This is a genomic window from Bacillus sp. FSL R5-0416 (genome assembly GCF_037975425.1).
Taxonomy (GTDB): domain Bacteria; phylum Bacillota; class Bacilli; order Bacillales; family Bacillaceae; genus Bacillus; species Bacillus subtilis.
Window position 1 is genome coordinate 272,920 of the sequence record NZ_CP150252.1, and the last position, 25,412, is coordinate 298,331.

A 25,412-nucleotide genomic window follows, 5' to 3' on the forward strand; every position below is an offset into this window, starting at 1 on the left:
GTTGATGAATTTGATCAGAATCGAATTAAGAAAAATGAAAATGGGCTGGTATATCAGAGGTGCCCTTATTGCCAACGTGATCATTATGGGTTTTATGTGGCTGATCAGTTATTCCGAAAAAGCCGATGGCGGGGTTTCGTTCCAAAGTACGGATGAAGCATTCCTCATCATCGGTACCTTCGTCAGAGCGGTATTTATCGTATTTGGCGCTGTGCTGATCGTAAAATTGGTGATTTCGGAATATAAAAACAAAACCATTCTTGTGATGTTCACGTACCCGATCAGCCGTAAAAAGCTGCTCACCGCTAAGCTCATGATCGCGGGCGGACTGACGTTTATCACGATTTTACTTTCAAATATACTCATAGCCGCCGGTTTCTTTTGGCTGAACTCGATCTACCATTTCATACCGGGAGAGCTTACTTCCGAGATCATTTCTCAACAGGCGGTCAAAATGGCGGTTTTCGCTTTTGGCGCCGCTGGAACCAGTTTAGTTCCCATCTTTTTTGGGATGCGTAGACACTCGGTTCCGGCGACCATCATTTCATCTGTAGTAATTGTGATGCTCATCAGCTCAACAAGTCCGGGCTTCTCGATTTCATCTGTTGTGTATATCCCGTTATCGTTAGCGGCATTCGGATTGTTCTTTTCCTACATGGCGATCAGGAATGCGGACAAGCAGGATGCGTAAACAAAGGCGCCCAATATGTATAAAAGGCCGATGCTGTCAGCACCGGCCTTTCCATTATGAGTCTGTTCTTGTTTCAAGATAATGCTTCTTGCCAATCTCTTTGCTCATCATATAGAAATGGAAGCAATATTCACCGATTGCCATGACGATCGCGCCGAATAAAGCCGCCAATGCAACTTCACCGCCAGTCATCCCCATAGAAAGCGGCATGCCCATCAGCCAGATCACGAGAAAGGCCAAACCAAAATCAGCCAAAGTTGCAATCATATTATTCCATTTCGGCAATACATAAAGATCGCCCAGTAAATAAGAAATAACCCCTAACACAATCGTCATTAGCAGCGTATCACCAAACGTGAACCCAAAGCCCAGACCAAGCACCAGATACAACACAATAATCGTCATAATACCTTTAATAGCGAGCGCTTTCACATGTGTCATTACAATTCCTCCTTTTGTCATTTGATTTGTTATGTATAATTCCTCAAATGTAAAAAGTTAAACCTTATTTTTTTTCGGAGGCGGGTGCAAATCTGCTGGGGAGGGGTCAATGATGTGAATCCAGGAATTGAGGCTGCGGCGCTTCGACAGCGGAAATGTGAAGCTTGTACTGCACCGGACGCTGCTTTGATGCCCAACAGCCCATTATGTTTGCTGTTTTTAGATGAATAAATTTAAAAACTTCTCCTGTCCCTCCGTCATCACTTCTGAAGTAATGAAATATGATGAAAAGAGATCAAGGGGAGGTGACGTGATGGCGGTCGTGAGAGCAACGAGTGCGGATGTCGATTTGATGGCAAGGCTGCTCAGAGCGGAAGCGGAAGGTGAAGGCAAGCAGGGGATGCTGCTTGTCGGCAACGTTGGAATTAATCGGCTGCGGGCGAATTGCTCAGATTTTAAAGGCCTCCGCACCATCAGGCAGATGATTTATCAGCCACACGCGTTTGAGGCTGTGACTCATGGATATTTTTATCAAAGAGCGCGGGATAGCGAGCGTGCCCTTGCACGCCGGTCGATTAATGGTGAAAGGCGCTGGCCTGCAAAATTTAGTTTATGGTATTTCAGGCCGGAGGGGGACTGTCCAGCCCAGTGGTATAACCAGCCGTTTGTGGCCAGATTTAAGTCACACTGCTTTTATCAGCCGACGGCGGAGACGTGTGAAAATGTATATAACACATTTTAGAGACAGGACACCGTTCAAGTTGAACGGTGTTTTTCTTTGAAAAGATGCAATGGAAAATATTCCTGTGAGATAATCGAAGAAAAAAGAGCTGACGGAGATGACAGAATGGCAACAATTGACCTGCAAAAGAAAAGTGTAAAGATCGTACTGGAGAAAAAGCAGTTAACGAAGGTGACGGCTCGTGTCGGACTGGTTCTTGATATTACGGGATCGATGAGACCGCTCTACAAAAACGGGACGGTTCAAAATGTGGTGGAGCGGATTTTGGCAGTGGCTGATCAGTTTGATGATAACGGTTTGCTGGATGTATGGGTGTATGATAATGAATTTTCCCGATTAAAGCCAGTTTCAGAAAAGGATTTTTCGGGCTATGTCGATCGTGAAATTTTAAATAATGACCGCTTGCATAAATTCGGCAGAAATGATGAGCCGCCAGTCATGAAGGACGTGCTGCGCAAATATGTTGCGGAGGAACCGAGCTCGTATCCTGCTTTCATTGTTTTTATCAATGACGGGGGCTGTAAAAAGTCAATCAAACCGATAATTGAAGCTTCTTCTGATAAACCGGTGTTCTGGCAGTTTGTCGGCATCGGAAACGGAAACTTTGATTTTCTCAATAAACTGGATACGTTAGAAGGGCGTGTCATTGATAACACGAACTTCCTGCATATCGAAGAGATTGACCGCATTTCTGATGATGAGCTTTATGATGCTCTGCTTGCTGAATTTCCATTTTGGCTGAAAGAAGCGAAGGAAAAAGGGATTGTAAGAGAACAAGAGCCTCCTGCTGAAAAGCCGAAAAAGAAGGGCTTTTTCAGCAGATTGTTTTCGAAATAACTGATAAGGCACTGAGCCATTCTGCGAAATGGCTCGGTGTTTTTGTTTTTTTAAGATCATGTGAAGAAAAATAGTCCGAATGGGCGGCTTGCAAACGACAGGATATGCAGAAAACGCGTCATTCAGCCAGCTTTCGGCATGTTTCAGCAGCAGGCTTGTGAGGGAAGACCTGTTTTTAATGTTCAGCGCTTACAATCGGTTCACACTTCTTCACAGTCGTTTAACAATGATTTCCTATAATGGAGACGATCAATGAGGAGAGAGGGGATCTTGAATGGCATACGACAGTCGTTTTGATGAATGGGTACAGAAACTGAAAGAGGAAAGCTTTCAAAACAATACGTTTGACCGCCGCAAATTTATTCAAGGAGCGGGGAAGATTGCAGGACTTTCTCTTGGATTAACGATTGCCCAGTCGGTTGGGGCCTTTGAAGTAAATGCTGCGCCTAAATTCTCAAGCTATCCGTTTACATTAGGGGTAGCGTCAGGTGATCCGCTTTCTGACAGTGTCGTGCTTTGGACGCGCCTGGCACCAGATCCGCTGAACGGCGGAGGAATGCCGAAGCAAGCGGTGCCTGTCAAATGGGAGGTCGCAAAGGATGAGCATTTCCGCAAAATCGTAAGAAAAGGCACTGAAATGGCTAAACCGAGTCTTGCCCATTCCGTTCATGTGGAAGCGGACGGGCTTGAGCCAAACAAAGTGTACTATTACCGTTTCAAAACCGGCCATGAACTAAGCCCTGTCGGAAAAACAAAAACACTGCCTGCCCCTGGCGCCAATGTGCCGCAAATGACCTTTGCATTTGCTTCCTGTCAGCAATATGAGCACGGATATTATACGGCCTACAAGCATATGGCAAAGGAAAAGCTTGATCTTGTCTTCCATCTCGGTGATTACATATATGAATACGGCCCAAATGAATATGTATCAAAAACAGGCAATGTCCGCACGCACAACAGCGCGGAAATCATTACGCTGCAAGACTATCGGAACCGTCACGCTCAATACCGTTCTGACGCCAATCTTAAAGCTGCACATGCGGCATTCCCTTGGGTTGTAACTTGGGATGACCATGAAGTTGAAAACAACTATGCCAATAAAATACCTGAAAAAGGACAGTCGGTTGAAGCATTCGTGCTCCGCCGCGCGGCAGCATACCAGGCATACTATGAACATATGCCGCTCCGCATTTCCTCTTTGCCGAATGGCCCAGATATGCAGCTGTACCGGCACTTTACGTACGGAAACCTGGCGTCCTTCAATGTGCTTGATACCCGCCAGTACAGGGACGACCAAGCCAATAACGACGGCAATAAGCCGCCTTCTGATGAATCGCGCAATCCGAATCGGACCCTGCTTGGAAAAGAACAGGAGCAGTGGCTCTTCAACAATTTGGGCAGTTCGACAGCCCACTGGAATGTGCTGGCGCAGCAGATTTTCTTTGCCAAGTGGAATTTCGGGACAAGCGCAAGCCCGATCTACAGCATGGATTCGTGGGACGGCTACCCGGCTCAGCGCGAACGGGTTATCGATTTCATTAAAAGCAAAAATCTGAATAATATTGTCGTACTGACAGGTGATGTACACGCAAGCTGGGCATCGAATTTGCATGTCGATTTCGAGAAGACAAGTTCAAAAATATTCGGAGCCGAATTTGTCGGAACCTCGATCACTTCCGGAGGAAACGGAGCCGATAAGCGAGCGGATACGGACCAAATTTTAAAAGAAAATCCGCACATCAAGTTCTTTAACGACTATCGCGGATATGTCCGCTGTACAGTGACGCCTCACCAGTGGAAAGCCGATTATCGGGTGATGCCGTTTGTGACCGAGCCGGGCGCAGCCATTTCCACGAGGGCTTCATTCGTTTACCAGAAAGACCAAACTGGGTTGAGAAAGGTATCATCCACAACAATCCAAGGCGGGGTGAAGCAATCCGATGAGGTCGAAGAGGATCGTTTCTTTGCGCACAACAAAGCCCACGAAAAACAAATGATTAAGAAGCGGGCAAAAATCACGAATTAAGGAGTGAAAAAACATGTTTTCAAACATTGGTATACCGGGCTTGATTCTGATCTTTGTCATCGCCCTCATTATTTTTGGCCCTTCCAAGCTGCCGGAAATCGGGCGTGCTGCCGGACGGACACTGCTGGAATTTAAAAGCGCCACAAAATCACTTGTGTCTGGTGATGAAAAAGAAGAGAAATCAGCTGAGCTGACAGCGGTAAAGCAGGACAAAAACGCGGGCTGAATGCTGATGAGGCAGACACCGGGTCTGCCTCTTTTTTTATGAAAGGGAGGGCTTTTTTGAATGGATAAAAAAGAAACCCATCTGATCGGGCATTTAGAAGAGCTTCGCCGCCGGATTATCGTCACCCTTGCGGCATTTTTTCTATTTCTCATCACGGCTTTTTTGTTCGTACAGGACATTTATGACTGGCTGATCAGGGATTTGGATGGAAAGCTGGCTGTGCTTGGGCCGAGTGAAATCCTCTGGGTGTATATGATGCTTTCCGGCATTTGTGCCATTGCGGCTTCTATCCCTGTTGCCGCGTACCAGCTGTGGCGTTTCGTTGCACCGGCGCTGACGAAAACGGAGCGCAAGGTGACGCTCATGTACATACCAGGTTTATTTGCGTTGTTTTTGGCGGGCATCTCCTTCGGATACTTTGTCTTGTTTCCGATCGTGCTCAGCTTTTTGACTCATTTATCCTCCGGCCACTTTGAAACGATGTTTACGGCTGACCGCTACTTTAGGTTTATGGTGAATTTGAGCCTGCCGTTCGGCTTCTTGTTTGAGATGCCCTTGGTGGTGATGTTTTTAACAAGGCTGGGCATCTTAAATCCTTACAGATTGGCCAAAGCGAGAAAGCTGTCCTATTTTCTGCTGATTGTCGTGTCCATATTGATTACACCGCCTGATTTTATTTCTGATTTTCTCGTGATGATCCCGCTTCTTGTCCTGTTTGAAGTGAGTGTCACCCTATCGGCGTTTGTCTATAAAAAGAGGCTGAGGGAAGAAACAGCGGCGGCCGCTTAGTGCAGTGTACCGCCCGGTGACTTCACATCCTCATCATATTGTGCGGCCGTAACAGCGGCGATTCTCAATGCCCGGACAATCGTGTCCAGGCTGAGGCTCGGCGCTGTTTTGTCGATTGTTTGCTGCGGAATGTAAGGAATATGAATAAAACCGCCGCGAATGTGCGGGGATGTCCGGCTAATGTGATCCATTAACCCGTAGAACAAATAGTTGCATACAAAGGTCCCCGCTGTGTAGGAAACCGCAGCTGGAATGCCGTGTTCCTTCATCTTAGCAGTCATTCGTTTCACGGGAAGCCCTGTCCAGTAAGCGGCGGGCCCATCTGGAGAAATCTCTTCATCAATCGGCTGATGTCCTTCGTTATCGGGGATTCGCGCATCTGCAAGGTTGATCGCCACCCGTTCCGGTGTAATCTGCATCCGTCCTCCTGCTTGGCCGACACAAATTACGATATCCGGCTGATGTGTTTGAATGGCTTGGCGCAGAGTGCCCAGAGCGGATCTAAAGACGGTTGGAATTTGTTCCGCTGTAATTATGGCTTCTTCCGTCTCGAAGCCATTAAGCCGTTTCGCCGCTTCCCATGATGGATTGACGGTTTCTTTGTCAAAAGGGTCAAAGCCAGTGATCAGCACTTTTTTTCTCATTCTCCCATCTCCTTTTTCTTTTATTCTATTGTTTATTTATGGGTTTTTCATCAAAATAATGTAAAGGAGTGAATCATAATGGAGCATTTGCCGCAGCAGTATCGTCATTTATTCCCAACCTTGCAGACGCATACGATGCTTGCCAGCTGTTCTCAGAGCGCATTGGCAGAGCCTGTATCAAGGGCGATCCAGGATTATCATGATAGCCTGCTGTATATGGGGACGAACTGGAAAGAAGCGATCGAAAAAACAGAGTTTGCGAGAAACGAGTTTGCAAAGCTAATCGGGGCTGAACCGGATGAAGTGGCGGTTGTACCGTCAGTTTCTGATGCGCTGGTTTCTGTAGCATCGTCCTTAACTGCATTTGGAAAGAAGCACGTTGTATATACAGATATGGATTTTCCGGCGGTGCCTCATGTTTGGCAGGCACACTCCGATTATACCGTATCCGTCATTCCATCAATAGACGGCGTGCTGCCGCTTGAACAATATGAAACGCATATTTCGGATGAAACAGTACTGACGTGTGTTCCTCACGTTCATTATCGCGACGGCTATGTTCAGGATATAAAAGCGATTGCCGAGATTTCTCAGAGAAAGGGCTCTTTATTGTTTGTAGATGCTTATCAATCAGCCGGGCATATTCCCATTGATGTGAAGGAATGGGGCGTAGATATGCTGGCAGCAGGCACCCGGAAGTATTTGCTCGGCATACCAGGTGTGGCGTTTCTTTATGTGAGAAAGGAGCTGGCTGACGCACTGAAGCCGAAAGCATCAGCTTGGTTCGGAAGAGAGAGCGGATTTGATGGGGCTTATGCAAAAGACGCGCGCCGTTTTCAAACGGGCACCCCAGCTTTTATCAGCGTATACGCAGCTGCAGCGACTTTATCGCTGCTGAATCATATTGGGGTTTCTCATATCAGGGATCATGTGAAAACGATCTGTGCCGATGCAGTTCAATATGCCGCTGAAAAAGGCCTGCAGCTGGCGGCGGCACAAGGTGGGGATCAGCCGGGCATGGTTGCGATCCGGGATGAGCGGGCATCGGAAACGGCGGCGTTGCTGAAGAAGAAAAAAGTGATTTGCGCGCCGCGGGAAAATGTTATCCGTCTCGCTCCCCATTTTTATAATACGAAGGAGGAAATGCGGCACGCGATTGATGAAATCGCGGCGAAAACGATCCACAAGTAAACATAAAAAATCCCCTGAACATTAGTCAGGGGATTTTCATATTAATGATCTACCTTCACGCGCTTCATAAAGAAAGCGCCAATTAAACCGATAATGGCAACAATCATTGCAAACACAAATGCGTGCTGTACACCCGCTGTCAAAGCTTGCGGGATGACTGCCGGATCGGCAGGGTTTTTAACTGTACTCATATAATCATGCTGGCCTGCAGCCATAATGCTGACCGCAACCGCTGTTCCGATAGCGCCGGCCATTTGCTGCAGCGTGTTCATAATGGCGGTGCCGTCTGGATAAAATTCACGCGGCAGTTGGTTTAAACCGTTTGTCTGTGCAGGCATCATGATCATAGAAATCCCGATCATCAAGCAGGTGTGCAGGATGATAATCAGCACAGCTGTTGAAGTGGTCGTTACATTTGAGAAGAACCATAGTACAACTGTGACAATCACAAATCCCGGAATGACAAGCCATTTCGGCCCGTATTTATCGAACAAGCGGCCTGTAACAGGGGACATAAATCCATTTAAAATACCGCCCGGCAAGAGAACAAGACCAGATGCAAATGCAGTCAGGACTAAGCCGCCTTGCAGATACATCGGCAGAAGCAGCATAGATGACAGAATGACCATCATACAAATGAACACCATGATCACACCCAAAATAAACATCGGGTATTTGAACGCACGGAGGTTCATCATCGGCTGCTTCATTGTCAGCTGGCGGATTGAAAATAGGATAAGGCCGACAACGCCGACAATCAGTGACACGATAACAGTCGGGCTGGACCATCCCCCGGAGCCTTCACCCGCGTTGCTGAATCCGAACACAATGCCGCCGAAGCCAATCGTCGACAGGATGATAGACAATACATCGATTTTCGGCTTTGTCGTTTCAGATACATTCTGCATATATGCGATACCGAACACAAGCGCCAGCACAAGGAATGGAAGAGAGATCCAGAAAATCCAGTGCCAGTTGAGGTGCTCCAGAACCAATCCTGAGAAAGTTGGGCCGATGGCGGGCGCGAACATAATGACAAGACCGATCGTTCCCATTGCGGCGCCCCGTTTATGAGGCGGGAAAATCACCAAGATTGTGTTAAACATTAGGGGCAGTAAAAGACCGGTTCCAAGTGCCTGAACGATCCTTGCCGCTAATAAAAACGAGAAGCTCGGCGCAAGCGCCGCAATGAATGTACCTAAAATTGAAAAGATAAGTGACACGGTAAAAAGCTGTCTTGTTGTGAACCACTGTAACAGCAGTCCTGAAACAGGAACAAGGATACCGAGTACAAGCAGGTAGCCCGTCGTTAACCATTGGACGGTTGCCGCTGTAATGTTCAATTCCTTCATAAGGTCGGTTAACGCAATATTCAGTGCTGTTTCACTGAACATGCCGATAAAACCGGCCAACAGCAAGGAAATCATAATCGGCATCACTTTGTATTGCTGAGATGCTTTAGCTGTTGTTTCCAAAATCATTTCCCCTCTCTATCAACTGCATGTAGTATGTCGTTTTTTTATCTCTTCAGCAGGTCAGGAATGCAGCTGGAGATATGAAGGAGCGGCGTACTGTTTTTTGCCGTCAAAGATAAAAGAATGCCGCCTTCAATCATCGCGTTAACCACAGTGCTGGCTTCTTTTGCACGGCTCTCGCTGCAGCCAGTCTGCCGCAGTTTTTCCTCATATACAGAGGCCCATTCTTTGTAGGCTTCATGACAGGCTTCGCGCAACGGTTCGCTTTTCAATGACGTCTCAGCCGCTAGCAAGCCCACAGGCAAGCCTTCAATGTCTTCCGTACATGAAAACTGGCAGGAGAGCTCCTTCAAAAAGGCTTGAATGCCTTCCGCTGGATCGGTGCAGGCTTCCATGCAGTCCGCGATTTTCTGACGGATATACTCCTTCATCTCATTTACGGCTTCGATCGCAAGCTGTTCTTTACCCCCGGGAAAGTGGTAGTAAAGAGAGCCTTTAGGCGCGCCGCTTTCCTTTATAATCTGGTTCAGCCCCGTGCCGTAATACCCTTGCAGCTGAAAAAGCCGGGTAGCTGCCGAAAGGATTTTCTCACGGGAATCTCCATAACTCATAACATTCCCACCTTACTGAATTGCAATCAAAAATATAGTGACTGGTCTATTATCTTGATTCAATCATCAATTGTCAAGAAAAATTCATTGTATGAAAAGACAAAAAAAGAAGGATATGACAACAAAAAATACTGAGAGAAAAGCTGACTGATCTTTTGACTGAATAGATAAAATGTTCAATGATTAATCATCATATGGATGTAAGGAGAGAAATAGATGAAAAAACAACGAATGCTCGTACTTTTTACCGCACTATTGTTTGTTTTTACCGGATGTTCACATTCTCCTGAAACAAAAGAATCCCCGAAAGAAAAAACGCAGACACAAAAAGTCTCTTCGGCTTCTGCCTCTGAAAAAAAGGATCTGCCGAATATTAGAATTTTAGCGACAGGAGGCACGATAGCTGGTGCCGATCAATCGAAAACCTCAACGACTGAATATAAAGCAGGTGTTGTCGGCGTTGAATCACTGATCGAGGCAGTTCCAGAAATGAAGGACATTGCAAACGTCAGCGGCGAGCAGATTGTTAACGTCGGCAGCACAAATATTGATAATAAAATATTGCTGAAGCTGGCGAAACGCATCAACCACTTGCTCGCTTCAGATGATGTAGACGGAATCGTCGTGACTCATGGAACAGATACATTGGAGGAAACCGCTTATTTTTTGAATCTTACCGTGAAAAGTGATAAACCGGTTGTTATTGTCGGTTCGATGAGACCTTCCACAGCCATCAGCGCTGATGGGCCTTCTAACCTGTACAATGCAGTGAAAGTGGCAGGTGCCCCTGAGGCAAAAGGGAAAGGGACGCTTGTTGTTCTTAACGACCGGATTGCCTCAGCCCGATATGTCACCAAAACAAACACAACCACAACAGATACATTTAAATCAGAAGAAATGGGCTTCGTCGGAACAATTGCAGATGATATCTATTTTAATAATGAGATTACCCGTAAGCATACGAAGGACACGGATTTCTCGGTTTCTAATCTTGATGAGCTGCCGCAGGTTGACATTATCTATGGATACCAAAATGACGGAAGCTACCTGTTTGACGCTGCTGTAAAAGCCGGAGCAAAGGGGATTGTATTTGCCGGTTCTGGGAACGGGTCTTTATCTGATGCAGCCGAAAAAGGGGCGGACAGCGCAGTCAAAAAAGGCGTTACAGTGGTGCGCTCTACCCGCACGGGAAATGGTGTCGTCACACCAAACCAAGACTATGCGGAAAAGGACTTGCTGGCATCGAACTCTTTAAACCCCCAAAAAGCACGGATGTTGCTGATGCTTGCGCTTACCAAAACAAATGATCCTCAAAAAATCCAAGCTTATTTCAATGAGTATTGAAGAAAAGAAGGCGAATAAGCCTTCTTTTTTTTGGCTTTTTAGGACCAATAATGACCTCTGAATCTTCAAATTTCTTTAAAAATAAGCCAAAATTACCCTTTACTTAATTAATTTGGTAACGTAATATAATTGGAGAATTTGTTACAAAAAAAGGAGGATATTATGAAATTTGTAAAAAGAAGGATCATTGCACTTGTAACAATTTTGATGCTGTCTGTTACATCGCTGTTTGCGTTGCAGCCGTCAGCAAAAGCCGCTGAACACAATCCAGTCGTTATGGTTCACGGCATTGGAGGGGCATCATTCAATTTTGCGGGAATTAAGAGCTATCTCGTATCTCAGGGCTGGTCGCGGGACAAGCTGTATGCAGTTGATTTTTGGGACAAGACAGGCACAAATTATAACAATGGCCCGGTATTATCACGATTTGTGCAAAAGGTTTTAGATGAAACGGGTGCGAAAAAAGTGGATATTGTCGCTCACAGCATGGGGGGCGCGAACACACTTTACTACATAAAAAATCTGGACGGCGGAAATAAAGTTGAAAACGTCGTGACGCTTGGCGGCGCCAACCGTTTGACGACAGGCAAGGCGCTTCCGGGAACAGATCCAAATCAAAAGATTTTATACACATCCATTTACAGCAGTGCCGATATGATTGTCATGAATTATTTATCAAGATTAGATGGTGCGAGAAACGTTCAAATCCATGGCGTTGGACACATCGGCCTTCTGTACAGCAGCCAAGTCAACAGCCTGATTAAAGAAGGGCTGAACGGCGGGGGCCAGAATACAAACTAATGAGATAAATAACCTTGAAGAGTCCTATTCTTCAAGGTTATTCTGCTTTTAGCACAATGGTTTTCGCCGCCATATCATGAACGGTTTGTTTTTTCTTCGTAAATGCGGCTGTCAAATAGATCAGGCGGGAGAATACATGCACCCACGCTATCAGGTAACGGATAATGGCTTGCGGGAAGGATATTTTTTTATATGTTTCGTCCCTCACGATTTGCAGCCCGATGATTTTTTTGCCCAGTGTGCCCTTCCAATTTGTCAGCGGCATCAGCAAAGGATACACAATCAGCATCAATATGGCGACAATAATGACACCGGCGGACCCATCGCCAAACGTAAATCCGGCTGCCAAAATCACTGCTGCGGCAATGATTACATCAAGTACAAGCGCGCAGGCGCGCAGCACGAAACCAGCTAGTTCCAATAGAAACACTCCTTAAAATGTTAAATAAATACCTAATGATTGTAAAAAAGAAGGGCCTAAAGTGGGAATAGGTGATAAGTCTTAAATCACAAAAGTTGGTGAAAATGTCATAGGTAAATTGGCATAATCAGCCAGCTTATCACATTACCAAATTCTTTTTTAGCCCGAAACCAAGCCCTCAGAAGTTATTTTTGTTAAAATAGAAAAGTTACAACAGAATTCGGAGGGTTTATTGTGGGAAAAGTGAAACGAAATGCCCCTTGCCCATGCGGCAGCGGCAAGAAATATAAAAAATGCTGCGGAAGTAAAGTTGTCGACTTCCCGGCGGAACTAGCGGCAAAAGAAGCGAAACAAATTCAGGAAGACTTAGTGGAGTATGCCTTCACAGTACATAGAGAAAGCATTTCAGGCTTTATCAACCAGCATGGTTTTCTTTCTGCTATGGACAGACAGACGAAAGACATCAGCGTATTTAACTTAGGAATCTGGGGAATCTTCTTCCACCCGCTTGCTGGTGAGAAGACAATCTTCGAAGAGTACCTTCAGAAAAAAGGCGATTCGATCACTCGTCCGAAAACGCGTGAGATCGTAGAATCATGGCAGAGCATGACGCCTGCTTTATTGCTGCTGAAGGACCTGAAGGAAGGCATCATTCACTTTGAAGATGTCATTACGGCAAAACAATTCGAAGTGGAAATGGACGCCAGCAATCAAGACCTTCCTCCAGTGGGAAGCCTGATTCTTGGATACCCAATCCACGAAGCGGAAAAAGCAGAATTCTTCATGCAGTTCACGATCTTCCCGGTGAAGAGAACAGAAGCGCTGATCAGCAAGGTGAAGAAATATGCGGATGCCGCTGTGAAGGAAGGCAAAACGCCGGAGGACTTCATGAAGCAGGAATTCAACAACGTTCTGTTCGCGTTGTTAGCTGAGAAAGATGAAGAGCCACAAGCAGAGAAAGCGGAAGTAAGCACTGTTGAGTGGGCAAACGATTTGGAGAAAGAAACCGCTGCGGCTATTGAAGAAGGCATGAGCGGGGAAGAGTATCCGACTGAATTGATCCCAGCTGTTATTGACATCTGGAAAACATTCTGCGAGAAAAAATCACCTGTCATCAGAAAGCCGGAAGCTTTTGCTGCGGCAGTTGAATATTATGTAAACGCGATTTCTCTTAACGGCGCGTCCGTTTCTCAAGCTAAACTGGCGAAAAAATACGGCGTCAGCGCATCAACGATTTCCAGCCGTTACAAAGAAATTGAAAGCACGCTGCAGGATGAAGCAGATCGTTTTGCCCAAGCGTTATCCTCATAATGAAAAAAACCTTGAAAAGCCAGGCTTTTCAAGGTTTTTTTATTTCTGGAACGGAATTTTGATTTCTAACCGGAAGACGGGGTGGCGGTAGGTAAAATCCAGCCTGCCAAAAGCGCCCTTCACCAGTTTTTGAATGATATATGTGCCCATGCCTTCATGAGCGCCGTTTTTCGTTGAGCGGCCAAACGATTGATAGATTGTATCGAGCACTTTTGGGTCCATCCCGGGAGTGCTGTTTTCACAAGTCAGTACATAAAGTCCGCTGCGCAGTGAAGTCTCGAGTTTAATCTCTGCTTTTTCTCGGGCCTCCGCCGCGCTGTCGAGCGCATTTTCTAATATGTTGCCGACCAAGCTGACCTGATCAGCAGGCGAAAATGGAAGGGAAGAAAGCGGTGTATGCATATGCAGCGAAACACTCACATTCGAGGCGCGGGCTTTTTCTAAAAAATCATAAAGCACCCCTGCAACGTACGCGTTCTCTCCCTTCAAAAATCGGTCATATTGACTGTATTGATCCGCCCAGTTTTGAATATATGCTTGTGTATCTGCCTTGGGCTGAGCTGATTTGATTGCAGTGATATGTTTCATTGTGTCATGATTCCGGCTTCTCACATCAATCAGCATTTGATTGGCGTGCTGTTCAGCTTGAGTCAGCTTATCAATTTGATCAGAAAGCCTTGCCTGCAAAGCAGACTGTCCGATACGGAGCCCTTCACACCCTGCAAATATTACGATTACACATAATGCCTGCATGATGTCTGTGCCGATCAGCACCACTCCCGCCGACATCACTTGAATCACGGCAATCCATGCACAAAGCCCTGAGGAACAGTGTTTCCACACCCGCTTCGTATTCCAAATGTACAATCCTGCAGCAGCTGCGCCTAAAACAGCGGTGAGCCAAGAGGCGGCTGTGCTGTGCCAAAGGGCAGCAGCCCCCTGATAACATATGAAACTAAATAAAATCAGATAAAGACATTGAAAAAGGGTAATCACGTACTAAACTCCTCAAAAATAGTAGTTTTGAAAATAATCAAGCTGCTGCTTAGTGATCATCGCTTTTTTAGACGTTCCCTCAAAGGAAACTGTGAATGAATGCTTGGTATAAGCGGAAAAATGCTTTATGTAATGAATGTTGATAATAAAGGAACGATGCGAACGAAGAAAATCCTTTTCGGGCAGGTCGCCTTTAATATCATTTAATGTTTGATACGTTTGCACCTCTTCGGCGGTTGTCACAATCGTCGTCGAACGTCCCGTCCGTTCTGCGAAAATAATATCCTTCTTTTGCAGGACGTGCATTTCAGACTTTTGCTTTATCAATATACGCCCATTCAAACTCGTTTCCGTTTTCTTTTTCAAGTACCGGTCGAAGGAAGCGGCCAGACGGTCGGCATAGTACGGCTTCATAATATAATCATGGACGTTCAGGTCAAAGGCGTGAACCGCATAACCGCCGTGGCCGGTAACAAAAATCACATCCACATCAAGTGAATGGGATTTGATCAAATCAGCAAGCTCGTAGCCAGACATATGGGGCATCTCGATATCGGCAAGCAGCAGATCAATGTCTCCGTTCTTTACCCGCCTGTAGGCTTCCTTCGCTGAATCGGTGGAAAAGACAATTTCGACGTCCTGCATTCTGGACACGATCGCTTCCAGCTTCTCTAAATCTACTCGATAATCATCTACAAGTCCGACTTTTACCATTATCATTCCCCTAGTTACATAGAATCATCTTTATTCTATCCCATTTCACGACATAAAAAGAACTCTTCGCGACAACTTTATCCAACTAATCCAGCTTTTCGTATATAGTCATTACTAGAAATAAAGATAAGGGAGATTGTGACATGATTACACTGACCGATTGCAGCCGCAGGTTTCAGGATAAGAAAAAAGTAGTCAAAGCGGTGCGAGATGTAAGCTTAACAATTGAAAAAGGAGAAGTCGTCGGCATTCTCGGAGAAAACGGTGCCGGCAAAACCACGATGCTGAGAATGATTGCTTCCTTGCTTGAACCATCACAGGGTGTAATCACAGTAGACGGCTTTGACACGGTCAAGCAGCCGGCTGAGGTCAAAAAAAGAATCGGTGTCTTATTCGGAGGAGAAACCGGGCTTTACGACAGGATGACCGCTAAAGAAAATCTCCAATACTTCGGCAGGCTGTATGGGCTGAACCGCCACGAGATCAAAGCAAGAATAGAAGATTTATCGAAACGGTTCGGCATGCGCGATTATATGAACCGGAGAGTGGGCGGGTTTTCGAAAGGCATGAGGCAGAAAGTCGCCATTGCCAGAGCGCTGATTCACGATCCGGACATCATTTTATTTGATGAGCCGACAACTGGGCTTGATATTACGTCAAGCAACATCTTCCGCGAATTTATACAGCAGCTGAAAAGAGAACAAAAAACGATTCTTTTCTCCAGCCACATTATGGAGGAAGTGCAGGCGCTCTGTGACAGTGTCATCATGATTCACAGCGGAGAGGTGATTTACCGAGGGGCGCTTGAATCACTATACGAGAGCGAGCGCAGTGAGGATTTGAATTACATCTTTATGTCTAAGCTTGTCAGGGGGATTTCTTAAATGCTGAGCCATATTTATAAAAAAGAAATGATCGACGCTTTGCGCGACAGAAAAACGATTTTACTCACAATCTTAGTGCCGATGATTATGATGCTTGGACTTGTCTTCTTTTATGAAAGCATGCTGTCCGACAAAGGGGAGCAGTACACGCTGGCTGTCGGCCATTCGCTTCCGCCCGCACTGGAAAGCAAGCTTAATGAGATTGACGAAATCAGCGTAAAAACATTTGCAAAGCCTGAAGAGGCAGTTGATGAAGGAAAAGCAGATGCCTATCTGAACGTCCCGAAAGAGTTCGACTCATATGTCAACAGCATGACACCTTTTAAGATTGATGTTTACGGTAATTCAATCGATCAAGGGTCGTCAAATGCCATGCAGCTTGTGCAGTCTGCCTTAGATCAGTACAAAAATGAAATTGTGCAGCAACGTTTAACAAATAAGCATATTGATCAATCGGTGATCCAGCCGTTTACGATTCAGCAAAAGGAAGCGGATGAGGAGAAAGGGACTTCCGCTATTATGCTTTCCGCCATTCTGCCCATGCTAATTCTGACTTCCATTGTTTCCGGCGCAATGCCGATCGCTCTTGATATCATGGCCGGTGAAAAGGACCGGAAGTCAATCGAGGCGCTGCTATTAACGCCAGTCAGCAGAAACAAAGTGCTGGTCGGCAAGTGGCTTGCGGTTTCCACTTTTGCCGTGGCTTCAGGTGTATTGGCTTTGGTGTTTTTGATTTTGTCCACCGTGTTATTTACCGAAAATTTAAAAACGGCCTTCCAGCTGGGAGATCATATGTGGAGTGTAATCGGCGCTTCAGCCTTAATCATTGTGCTCTCTGCATTGCTGATATCTGCGATGGAACTTTTCATCAGCATCATGTCCAGCTCGGTAAAAGAAGCGCAAAGCTATATGTCTCTCGTCGTCTTTCTGCCTGTGTTCCCGATGTTTTTCATCTTCAGCAAGGCACCGAACCAATTTGACTTATCATACTTTCTCATCCCGTTTCTGAACCTGCATGCGTTATTTAAACAGCTTTTATTCGGGATGGTTGACCCGGCTGCCATTTTGTCTACGTCAGGAACCATCGCCGTGCTCATCGCCATCTTCTTTTTACTAGCCAGAGCCTGCTTCCTGAAAGACAAATGGGTTCTTCCAAAATAAACTTGCAAAAGGAGAAATACACTTTCTCCTTTTTGTATATCCTGAAAAAAGAAGGAAAATAGAAAAAGGATATCTAATACAAAAAGTGACCCTGCACTATTTTTCATCAAAATTGGTTTCAAAGGAGAAGGAACAATGGATCAAACACGTACACTCGGCAAAACGAAGCTGGAGGTGAAGCGGATCGGATTCGGCGCGAATGCGGTCGGCGGGCATAATCTATTTCCAAATCTAAATGATGAAACAGGGAAGGATTTAGTGCGCACGGCATTGGATGGCGGCGTCAACTTTATCGATACCGCCTTTATATATGGATTGGGGCGGTCTGAAGAATTAATCGGCGAAGTCGTACAGGAACGCGGCGTGCGGAATGAGCTCATCATCGCCACCAAAGGAGCTCATAAAGAAGTGAACGGCAGCATTGAATTAGACAATAGCCGGGAGTTTCTTCGCAGCGAGGTGGAGAAGAGCCTGAAGCGGCTGAAAACAGATTACATTGATTTGTATTATGTTCACTTTCCGGATGGAAAAACACCTCTCGCTGAAGTGGCGGGCACTTTGAAAGAGCTGAAGGATGAGGGGAAAATCAAAGCGATCGGCGCTTCGAACCTCGATTATCAGCAATTGCAGGATTTTAATGCTGACGGCTATTTGGAGGTCTTCCAGGCCGAATATTCTCTCATACAGCGTGATGCCGAGAAAGAGCTTCTTCCATACTGTGAAAAACAAGGCATCTCCTTTATTCCTTACTTTCCGCTTGCGTCCGGACTGCTGACAGGAAAATTCACGCAAGACACAGTCTTTGATGATTTCAGAAAGGATAAACCTCAATTTCAGGGTGAAACGTTTATCCACAATCTCAAAAAAGTAGATAAGCTGAAAGCAGTAGCGGAGGAAAAACAAGCGGACACGGCACATGTCGCCTTGGCGTGGCTGTTAACGAGACCGGCGATTGATGCCATTATTCCAGGAGCTAAACGACCTGAGCAATTACAGGATAACCTGAAAACCTTGAACATTGAACTCACCGAAGATGAAGTGAATTTCATCAGCGACATTTTCAAATAAAAAAGGAAATAGCCTCCGAGGCTATTTCCTTTTGGTGTTTTATTCTTTGATGAATGCTTCGACTAATTCTGCTGCTCTGTAATCATCCATATCAAGCTGCCATTGGTCGATGTCATTTTTCTTCATTTTTACTTCAACTGTTTTTTCAGATGAAGCAGGTCCAAGCTTTTTAAATTCCTCAGGGTAGACTTGAAGCGCGTATTTCACTGCCTCTTCATAGCTGGCACTAGAGTTTTTACTGTAGTAGTCTTTCACTTTGTCTTCGATACGGTCTGAAAGAGAAGATGCATCTACAGGTTTAACTGTGGCTTCAACAATTGCTTCGTCTTTAGAGATTGAAGTCGTTTTTGCCTGAATGGAAGAGTTTTTGCTTAATCCCTCTTTAATGCCGTTCACGATATTATCAAGCGCTTTGCTGTCCGCATATGTGCTGGAAAGGCCGGAAGCTGAGAGATAACCGTCTTTGGCTGATTCATTGAAATCATTTACAATTTCATTTTTGTTAGCGCCGGTGATTTTTTCGAAATCGGCGTTATCTTTGCCGAAAAGAAGGACATCAACATAAGCTGATAACGCTTTTGCAGAATCTTGGAGCTTATCTGCCGTCGCCAGAATTTTTTTGTCTTTTCCGTCAATTTTAAAAGTAACTGATTTTGGCTTTTTATCACCGTAAGATTCCGGCGTATAGTTGAGCTCGTATTGCTTGCCTTTATCTACAACGAAGAAAAGATTTCCTTCAACGGATTTGTCAGCGTTAATCGTGCTGCCTTGAAGCTTTTCGCTATAGTCTTCAGGGTCTGTGTCAGACATTTTGGTATCACCTTGATACAATGTGAAATCCATACTGTCTACATTCAGCGGGTCTTTTCCTGTGTTTTTCACCGCGACATTGACTTTTAACACAAGCTGGTCATCTGAAGTGGACTTATCATATTTAGACGGAAGCGTATAAGAGACATCCTTGATTTTGACTTGAGCTATATCTGAGCTTTTTTCTGTTTCTGATTCTTTCTTCTCCGCGCTTGTTTTGCTGCCGGAACAAGCAGCTGTAAACATCATCAGCAGAAGAATTAGGAAAACAGCGTACGTTTTTTTCTGAAACATTCATTTTTCCTCCTCAAATGGTTTAGGAAAGGGAGTCTTTTGTCTTTGAGAAATGGATCTTTTTGAATGGATTAGCATCATATAACCAAAAAAATCAGTTCTTTTCTCACGGTTTTCACCGGATTTTCTGGAAACTCCGCCCTCCTTTGTCATGAATGGACCTATAAAAAGTTACAACGGAATTAATTTTAAGATTATTAGCTTTTATATTGAATAGGTTCATCATCCTATTTTTGGTGAAAAATGTTCTGGTAAAACTGGTAAACTCAGAAAACTGTGTATTTTAGACTATTACTTTTTGATTAGTTGGAGGGAACTTAAGAAGGATGAAAGGGGCTGCCTTTGTGAAGAAAGAGGAACTGAAACAAAAAGCACTGGAAATCGGCCGGGTGCCGACACACTTAAAACTGGAAATTGAAGATTATGGCGGTGATGACAAAAGAGCCTGTTTTTGTTGGACAGATCCTCAGGATGAGAATATCGGCATTATCGTGGAACTTGGACCGGACGGGGAGCTGGAATCCCTTTCCCGTGATATTGAGCCTGAAAGCGGAGAAAGGCTGTCTGAGGAGAAACTAGAGGATATCATGCGCCAATTTGTCGAGACTCATCATCCGGGGGCACTCTCTGCCTTTGTTCGTGAAGAAAATGACCGTGCATACGGCGATAAAGTGAGATTTTCATATGTTCAAATGGAGGCTGGGCTTCCTCTCCCCATGAGCGGATTTATGGCTGATGTTTCCTTATCAGGTGAGATCGTTTACTTCCGCTATTACGGCGAAGCGGGCAGCATCATCAAGCCAAAGAGGCTCGCGGATGTTGAAGAGGCACTTGCCTTTATCAAGAAGGACGTGGAGTTCGACCTTTTGTTTGAGGTTCTCCATCGTTCTGTTTACAAAAACGGAGATGATCAGCCGCATTTGGTGTATGAGCCTGAATGTAGGGCCATTACCGTACCTGCGGATTTGGTTCAAGAAGAACAAGGAGGAGTTGATGATGACGATAATTACAGGGAGCCTGAGAGCTTTCCTCTCCCTTTATTCGAGGGCATCCGCGAAAAGGCCGATCCTGACAGCATGATTGGTATTGAAAATGGGTTTGTCAAAGAGCGGGAAGCGGATTTGGGAGATGGGAGAATTGGAATCGTTTGGCGGAATCCGGATGACCCTGTGTATCAGCCGGCGGATAAAAGCATGGACAGCTGGTTTAAGGGACGGACTCATCAAGTGCTGAAAACCATCTATAACAAAGAAACCGGAAAACTCGAAGGCGTCATGTCATTTATGGAGGAAAAAGGGCCGCTGACAGTAACTTTGGCAGAGTGCGAAAAAATCGCGCTTCGCTTTCTGTTTGCTTTATTTCCGAATGCCGATCAATATTTTAGGATCAGATACGATGAAAAGGATGAAGAAGAAAACGCAGTCGCTGGTTTTACATTTGAAGCGCATTGTCACGGGGTTCCGATCCGATTTGGGCAGATCAGAATTTGTGTCAGCCGCCAGACAGGGTATATCACCGTTTATATGGGACCGGATATTGACCCAAATAAGCTGGCAACCATTGATCCTGTGCCGGCTATTTCAGTTGAACAAGCCAAGTCTATCTTTTGGCAGCATTTTAAAGTTGAGCTTGGCTGGGAAAGAGAGTACGGGGATGATGAAGAACACAGCTACCGGCTCGTCTATAAGCCGGTGTATCCGCGTTTTATCGATGCACATACAGGAGAGCCTGTCTTCAGCATATGGTGAAACAGCCAAAAGTCACGCAATTGCCTCAGATATAGAAGAGAGTATGTGATGAAAGTAACAGAAAGAATCTCGAAAAACAATGACAATAATAGAAAAGGACCTTTCTTCACTTTAAAAGAAGAAAGGTCTTTTTATATAATAAACAGGATTCTCTTTGTCGTAGACTCTTTGAAAGGGATGACTTCATTGGTTAATAAACAGCTGAAAAAGAAGGCGCAGGAGATCGGAAATGTACCGACGCATTATGAGCTTGAGATAGAAGATTACGACCAAAAGCAAAAGAAGAACGGGCAGGCATATTTTATCTGGAAGGACCCTAAAGATCCGGAAAAGCACATTACAGTTGAACTTAGAAATGACGGCGCTTTGCTCACCTTTTCAACAACTGTCCGCTCCGAGACAGACAAACAACTTCCAGATGCCGAGCTGAAGCTGACGGCTCTTCAGTTTGCCGCTGCCCATCATTCCGGCACATTTATGAATTTTCATTTTCAAGGCAAGGAAGAACGGGGGGAGCACATCCGGTTTGTCTATACCAAAATGGAGCTGGGGCTTCCGATTCCCAATTCAGGTTTTTTAATTGATATGACACGCAGCGGTCAGATTGTCCACTTTCTATATTACGGAAAAGGGCATAAAGCTGAAGTTCCGACGGAATTTGTAGCAAAAGAGAAGGTTGTGTCCCATTACTTAAACACAATGTCTTTTGAGCTGATGTACGATGTCATTGATGGCGAACAGGAACCAAGGCTTGTTTATGAACCGATTCTCCCGGGATACAGCTATCCCGCAGATGTAGACGAAATTGTGCCCGACCAGCATATCGCAGATGAAAGAATAGAAAACACGGCGCCACTGCCGCCGCTTCAGAACAAGGAAGAAGTTGATATATTTGCCTTGCTGGGTTTTACCTCTGATATGCAGAAAGTCAGTGAAAGAGACTTTGGGGAACAAATTGGAAGCACGTGGCGCAGGGGCGCTGCGCCGGAGCGTAAGGATTTAAGCATAGGAAGCTATTTTGAAACGAGAAATAAAAACACAATCAAAATGAAGACGGATAAAAGAACCGGAAAATTAAAAGCAGCGCTTTCTTTTATGGAGCGGCAGAACAACCGCCAATGCTCCACGGAAGAATGCCAAGAGATAGCGCTTCAATTTTTGTATGCCCTCTATCCGAGAGCGGCTGAGTTTTTCAGGGTGAATCCCGTCCGAATTGATGAAAGAGGGAGAGTCCGCAACCATTTTTCTGTCTGGTATAAAGGAGTGCCGCTGCGGTTCGGCGCTGCCCGCATCATTGTCAATCCGGAAACTGGGTTGATTGACGCTTTTATGGCGCCTGATATTGAACCTGAACAATTGGAAGCGATAAATCACAGGCCGGATGTTTCCGCTGAAGAAGCGAGAGAAGCATTTTTAGCCGCTTTTGATGTGAAGCTGGAATGGCAGCCTGACTTTACTGCAGGCAGTGACCAGCACTACAAACTTGTCTATAAGCCGGTTTACCCTTCCTATATTGATGCGCACATAAGGAAAAAGAAAAGGTTGTGAGGGGTGTCTAGTTAGGAATCATCTCCAAGTGGGGGTAGTCCTTGAATCGTTTCCAATCCCCGCCCCATTCGAAACCGAGTGTCTTAGCGATCTCGACAACCTCCAGCCAATCTGATTTTTCGTTTTGATTGCCGTCATATTCCATATCCCATATGATGCTTCCATCCCTTTTTTGAAGGGCGAAATCAATCGCTAAACCATAGTTATGATACGATTCCCCTCCTCTTGCATAGGTGACAATATTCCCTTTTTTTGTACGTCCCTGTTTATATAATTCATCTTGTTCCTTAAAGGACCTGAATCTTTCAGTAATGACGACGGTAATGCCTTTATTCGCTGCAGCGGCTTTGAGTGCATCGGCATTCTGCTTCACAATCGGATGAAGATCCGAGGGGACAGGCATGTCCTGCAAGGCGTTTTGAGAATGCCATTCATGCCGAATATAACTAAAACAAAGATCTAGAAGAAATAGAATACATAAGATAACAAAGATTTTTGCGGGTAACTTCATATCGGTCTCACTTTCTCAAGATGTGCTGAATGTTAACGCTTTTAAGTGATTGACTCTCTCTAAAAGCGAACAGCTATGATAAAATATAACATAAATAGTAGCAGGAGGAAGGAGGCAGACCGATGAGAGCAAAGATTCCATCAGAAGAAGTAGCAGTAAAGCTGAATGAATGGTACAAGCTCATTCGCGCATTTGAAGCAGATCAAGCAGAAGCGTTAAAGCAGGAGATTGAATACGATTTAGAAGATATGGAAGAGAACCAGGACTTGCTTTTATATTTTTCTTTGATGGAATTCCGGCATCGAATCATGCTTGATAAGCTGATGCCGGTGAAAGACAGCGACACCAAGCCTCCATTCTCTGATATGCTGAACGAAATTGAAAGCAATCAGCAAAAACTCACGGGCTTATTGGAATATTACTTTTATTATTTCAGAGGAATGTACGAATTCAAGCAGAAAAATTTCATATTAGCGATTGACCATTATAAACATGCCGAGGAAAAGCTCGAGTATGTCGAGGATGAGATCGAAAAAGCTGAGTTTCTTTTTAAAGTCGCAGAAGTGTATTATCACATTAAACAAACGTATTTTTCCATGAATTATGCGAGCCAGGCGCTTGATATCTATACGAAATATGAACTGTACGGTCGCCGCCGGGTTCAGTGTGAATTTATCATCGCCGGAAATTTGACCGATGTGTATCATCATGAAAAAGCACTGACCCACTTGTGCAGCGCTTTAGATCATGCCAGGCAGCTTGAAGAAGCGTACATGATCGCCGCTGCCTATTATAATGTCGGACACTGTAAGTACAGTCTGGGTGATTACAAAGAAGCGGAGGGCTATTTCAAAACAGCCGCCGCCATTTTTGAGGAGCACAACTTTCAGCAAGCTGTTCAAGCTGTATTTTCACTGACCCATATCTACTGTAAAGAGGGAAAATACGACAAAGCAGTAGAGGCGTATGACCGCGGGATAAAGAGCGCGGCTGAATGGGAGGATGACATGTACTTGACGAAATTCCGCCTCATTCATGAGCTGTATCTTGGAAACGGTGACCTGAACGTGCTTACAGAATGCTTTGACCTGCTGGAATCCAGGCAGCTTCTTGCAGACGCCGAAGATCTGCTGCATGATACAGCGGAACGTTTCAATCAGCTGGAACATTACGAGTCCGCCGCTTTCTTTTACCGCAGGCTGATGAATATTAAAAAGAAGCTTGCCGAGCAGCGTTTTCAATAGGAAATGGCAGAGAACTACAGATTCTCTGCTTTTTTTGTGCTGTTTTCAACTCGGAAAAACAGGGTATTTTCCACTGCATAGTGAGAAATCAGAGGAGGACATCAAGTATGTACAAAGATTTAACCGGAAAAACAGCGATTGTGACAGGGTCTTCAAAAGGAATCGGGAAAGCCATTGCGGAACGGTTCGGACAGGAGAAAATGAATGTTGTTGTAAACTACCACAGCGACCCGTCTGGAGCCGATGAAACCTTGGAAATCATTAAGCAGAACGGGGGGAAAGCCGTCGCAGTTGAGGCGGACGTGTCAAAAGAAGAGGGGATTCAGGCGCTCTTGGACACAGCATTAGAGCATTTCGGCACGCTCGATGTGATGGTAAACAACTCCGGTTTTAACGGCGTTGAGGCGATGCCGCATGAGATGAGTCTTGAAGATTGGCAGAGAGTGATTGATGTCAATGTTACCGGAACCTTTCTGGGAGCGAAAGCAGCACTTAACCACATGATGAAAAACAATATCAAGGGCAATGTGCTGAATATCTCAAGTGTTCATCAGCAGATTCCGCGCCCTGTCAACGTTCAGTATTCCACATCCAAAGGCGGCATCAAGATGATGACGGAAACGCTGGCGCTCAATTATGCGGATAAGGGAATCCGCGTCAATGCGATAGCGCCCGGCACCATTGCCACAGAATCAAATGTTGATACGAAAAAGGAAGAGAGCAGGCAAAAACAATTGAAAAAAATCCCGATGAAGGCCTTCGGAAAGCCTGAAGAAGTGGCGGCAGCAGCAGCTTGGCTCGTATCTGAGGAAGCAAGCTATGTGACCGGCGCAACACTTTTCGTCGACGGCGGAATGACACTTTATCCATCTCAGCTTGAATAG

At 45.3% G+C, this 25,412-nt stretch carries 29 protein-coding genes; 18 read left to right on the top strand and 11 right to left on the bottom strand.

Annotated features, from left to right (window positions below; all coding sequences use genetic code 11):
• Positions 1–4: 4 nt before the first annotated feature.
• Positions 5–691, top strand: coding sequence for an ABC transporter permease (locus NYE20_RS01500; protein WP_080121049.1), 687 nt, complete (start codon positions 5–7; stop codon positions 689–691).
• Here the strand turns inward: NYE20_RS01500 and NYE20_RS01505 are convergent.
• Both NYE20_RS01505 and NYE20_RS01510 read right to left on the bottom strand, forming a co-directional pair.
• Positions 652–786 carry a hypothetical protein gene (locus NYE20_RS01505; protein ID WP_119122840.1) on the bottom strand — a complete coding sequence of 45 codons (135 nt, stop codon included), beginning with the start codon at positions 784–786 and terminating at the stop codon, positions 652–654. The two genes, NYE20_RS01500 and NYE20_RS01505, sit on opposite strands and share 40 nt — an antisense overlap.
• The gene (locus NYE20_RS01510) at positions 746–1,132 is read right to left on the bottom strand and encodes a YndM family protein (protein WP_003246313.1); all 387 of its coding nucleotides are present in this window, start codon (positions 1,130–1,132) and stop codon (positions 746–748) included. Before NYE20_RS01510 ends, NYE20_RS01505 begins: the two co-directional genes overlap by 41 nt.
• Before the next feature lie 313 nt (positions 1,133–1,445).
• Here NYE20_RS01510 and cwlJ point away from each other — a divergent pair, with 313 nt between their 5' ends.
• The 6 genes from cwlJ (at position 1,446) to tatC (ending at position 5,752) form a co-directional block, all read left to right on the top strand.
• Positions 1,446–1,874, top strand: coding sequence for a cell wall hydrolase CwlJ (gene cwlJ / locus NYE20_RS01515; RefSeq protein WP_015715185.1), 429 nt, complete (start codon positions 1,446–1,448; stop codon positions 1,872–1,874).
• 105 nt (positions 1,875–1,979) lie between these two features.
• Positions 1,980–2,711, top strand: coding sequence for a VWA domain-containing protein (locus tag NYE20_RS01520; RefSeq protein ID WP_031315684.1), 732 nt, complete (start codon positions 1,980–1,982; stop codon positions 2,709–2,711).
• Positions 2,712–2,790: 79 nt separating this feature from the next.
• Positions 2,791–2,967 (top strand): hypothetical protein, encoded by a 177-nt coding sequence (locus NYE20_RS01525; protein ID WP_065423452.1) that lies wholly within the window; start codon positions 2,791–2,793, stop codon positions 2,965–2,967.
• A gap of 18 nt (positions 2,968–2,985) precedes the next feature.
• The gene (phoD, locus tag NYE20_RS01530; RefSeq protein WP_161621322.1) at positions 2,986–4,737 is read left to right on the top strand and encodes an alkaline phosphatase PhoD; all 1,752 of its coding nucleotides are present in this window, start codon (positions 2,986–2,988) and stop codon (positions 4,735–4,737) included.
• Positions 4,738–4,750: 13 nt separating this feature from the next.
• Positions 4,751–4,963 (top strand): sec-independent protein translocase protein TatAD, encoded by a 213-nt coding sequence (tatAD, locus tag NYE20_RS01535; RefSeq protein ID WP_003223835.1) that lies wholly within the window; start codon positions 4,751–4,753, stop codon positions 4,961–4,963.
• Between the two features lie 60 nt (positions 4,964–5,023).
• Positions 5,024–5,752 carry a twin-arginine translocase subunit TatC gene (gene tatC / locus NYE20_RS01540; RefSeq protein WP_014475692.1) on the top strand — a complete coding sequence of 243 codons (729 nt, stop codon included), beginning with the start codon at positions 5,024–5,026 and terminating at the stop codon, positions 5,750–5,752.
• Here the strand turns inward: tatC and pcp are convergent.
• Positions 5,749–6,396, bottom strand: coding sequence for a pyroglutamyl-peptidase I (gene pcp, locus NYE20_RS01545; protein WP_070548470.1), 648 nt, complete (start codon positions 6,394–6,396; stop codon positions 5,749–5,751). The genes tatC and pcp overlap by 4 nt on opposite strands.
• Positions 6,397–6,474: 78 nt before the next feature.
• Between pcp and NYE20_RS01550 the strand changes: the two genes are divergently transcribed.
• A complete protein-coding gene (locus NYE20_RS01550; protein WP_161621323.1) occupies positions 6,475–7,587 on the top strand; it encodes an aminotransferase class V-fold PLP-dependent enzyme in 1,113 nt (370 codons plus the stop codon).
• Positions 7,588–7,628: 41 nt separating this feature from the next.
• Here the strand turns inward: NYE20_RS01550 and lmr(B) are convergent, their stop codons facing one another.
• Together lmr(B) and lmrA are read right to left on the bottom strand one after the other, a co-directional pair.
• Positions 7,629–9,068: a lincomycin efflux MFS transporter Lmr(B) gene (gene lmr(B) / locus NYE20_RS01555; RefSeq protein WP_010886396.1), complete on the bottom strand. Its 1,440-nt coding sequence runs from the start codon at positions 9,066–9,068 to the stop codon at positions 7,629–7,631.
• 38 nt (positions 9,069–9,106) lie between these two features.
• Positions 9,107–9,673: a transcriptional regulator LmrA gene (lmrA, locus tag NYE20_RS01560; RefSeq protein WP_003246449.1), complete on the bottom strand. Its 567-nt coding sequence runs from the start codon at positions 9,671–9,673 to the stop codon at positions 9,107–9,109.
• A 216-nt stretch (positions 9,674–9,889) separates the two neighbouring features.
• Here lmrA and ansZ point away from each other — a divergent pair, with 216 nt between their 5' ends.
• A complete protein-coding gene (ansZ, locus tag NYE20_RS01565) occupies positions 9,890–11,017 on the top strand; it encodes an asparaginase AnsZ (protein WP_029726973.1) in 1,128 nt (375 codons plus the stop codon).
• Positions 11,018–11,179: 162 nt separating this feature from the next.
• Positions 11,180–11,818, top strand: coding sequence for a lipase LipA (gene lipA / locus NYE20_RS01570; protein ID WP_015715191.1), 639 nt, complete (start codon positions 11,180–11,182; stop codon positions 11,816–11,818).
• Between the two features lie 37 nt (positions 11,819–11,855).
• Here lipA and NYE20_RS01575 read toward each other — a convergent pair whose 3' ends face one another.
• Positions 11,856–12,239, bottom strand: coding sequence for an RDD family protein (locus tag NYE20_RS01575; protein WP_161621324.1), 384 nt, complete (start codon positions 12,237–12,239; stop codon positions 11,856–11,858).
• 234 nt (positions 12,240–12,473) lie between these two features.
• On the opposite strand from NYE20_RS01575, the gene NYE20_RS01580 reads away from it, so the two are divergent.
• Positions 12,474–13,550: a helix-turn-helix domain-containing protein gene (locus NYE20_RS01580; RefSeq protein ID WP_021481869.1), complete on the top strand. Its 1,077-nt coding sequence runs from the start codon at positions 12,474–12,476 to the stop codon at positions 13,548–13,550.
• Positions 13,551–13,589: 39 nt separating this feature from the next.
• Here the strand turns inward: NYE20_RS01580 and natK are convergent, their stop codons facing one another.
• Both natK and natR read right to left on the bottom strand, forming a co-directional pair.
• On the bottom strand, positions 13,590–14,546 hold the full coding sequence (natK, locus tag NYE20_RS01585; RefSeq protein WP_161621325.1) for a two-component system sensor histidine kinase NatK: 957 nt from the start codon (positions 14,544–14,546) through the stop codon (positions 13,590–13,592).
• 12 nt (positions 14,547–14,558) lie between these two features.
• The gene (gene natR, locus NYE20_RS01590; protein ID WP_003234759.1) at positions 14,559–15,260 is read right to left on the bottom strand and encodes a two-component system response regulator NatR; all 702 of its coding nucleotides are present in this window, start codon (positions 15,258–15,260) and stop codon (positions 14,559–14,561) included.
• A 143-nt stretch (positions 15,261–15,403) separates the two neighbouring features.
• Between natR and natA the strand changes: the two genes are divergently transcribed.
• From natA to NYE20_RS01605, 3 genes are all read left to right on the top strand, one after another.
• Positions 15,404–16,144, top strand: coding sequence for a sodium ABC transporter ATP-binding protein NatA (natA, locus tag NYE20_RS01595; protein ID WP_015252894.1), 741 nt, complete (start codon positions 15,404–15,406; stop codon positions 16,142–16,144).
• Positions 16,145–17,305 (top strand): sodium ABC transporter permease NatB, encoded by a 1,161-nt coding sequence (gene natB / locus NYE20_RS01600; protein ID WP_072173729.1) that lies wholly within the window; start codon positions 16,145–16,147, stop codon positions 17,303–17,305.
• Between the two features lie 135 nt (positions 17,306–17,440).
• Positions 17,441–18,373 carry an aldo/keto reductase gene (locus NYE20_RS01605; RefSeq protein ID WP_086343413.1) on the top strand — a complete coding sequence of 311 codons (933 nt, stop codon included), beginning with the start codon at positions 17,441–17,443 and terminating at the stop codon, positions 18,371–18,373.
• Between the two features lie 39 nt (positions 18,374–18,412).
• On the opposite strand, the gene NYE20_RS01610 is transcribed toward NYE20_RS01605, so the two are convergent.
• Together NYE20_RS01610 and NYE20_RS01615 are read right to left on the bottom strand one after the other, a co-directional pair.
• Positions 18,413–19,477, bottom strand: a complete 1,065-nt coding sequence (locus NYE20_RS01610) for a DUF4352 domain-containing protein (protein WP_003234750.1) — start codon at positions 19,475–19,477, stop codon at positions 18,413–18,415.
• A complete protein-coding gene (locus NYE20_RS01615; RefSeq protein WP_021481864.1) occupies positions 19,478–19,630 on the bottom strand; it encodes a hypothetical protein in 153 nt (50 codons plus the stop codon).
• A 173-nt stretch (positions 19,631–19,803) separates the two neighbouring features.
• Between NYE20_RS01615 and NYE20_RS01620 the strand changes: the two genes are divergently transcribed.
• A complete protein-coding gene (locus NYE20_RS01620; RefSeq protein WP_064672040.1) occupies positions 19,804–21,225 on the top strand; it encodes a YcdB/YcdC domain-containing protein in 1,422 nt (473 codons plus the stop codon).
• 186 nt (positions 21,226–21,411) lie between these two features.
• Positions 21,412–22,773, top strand: coding sequence for a YcdB/YcdC domain-containing protein (locus NYE20_RS01625; protein ID WP_064672084.1), 1,362 nt, complete (start codon positions 21,412–21,414; stop codon positions 22,771–22,773).
• 7 nt (positions 22,774–22,780) lie between these two features.
• Here NYE20_RS01625 and cwlK read toward each other — a convergent pair whose 3' ends face one another.
• Positions 22,781–23,284 carry a peptidoglycan L-alanyl-D-glutamate endopeptidase CwlK gene (cwlK, locus tag NYE20_RS01630; protein ID WP_064672039.1) on the bottom strand — a complete coding sequence of 168 codons (504 nt, stop codon included), beginning with the start codon at positions 23,282–23,284 and terminating at the stop codon, positions 22,781–22,783.
• A gap of 122 nt (positions 23,285–23,406) precedes the next feature.
• On the opposite strand from cwlK, the gene rapJ reads away from it, so the two are divergent.
• Positions 23,407–24,528: a response regulator aspartate phosphatase RapJ gene (gene rapJ, locus NYE20_RS01635; protein ID WP_003234740.1), complete on the top strand. Its 1,122-nt coding sequence runs from the start codon at positions 23,407–23,409 to the stop codon at positions 24,526–24,528.
• Between the two features lie 107 nt (positions 24,529–24,635).
• A complete protein-coding gene (locus tag NYE20_RS01640) occupies positions 24,636–25,412 on the top strand; it encodes an SDR family oxidoreductase (protein WP_003234739.1) in 777 nt (258 codons plus the stop codon).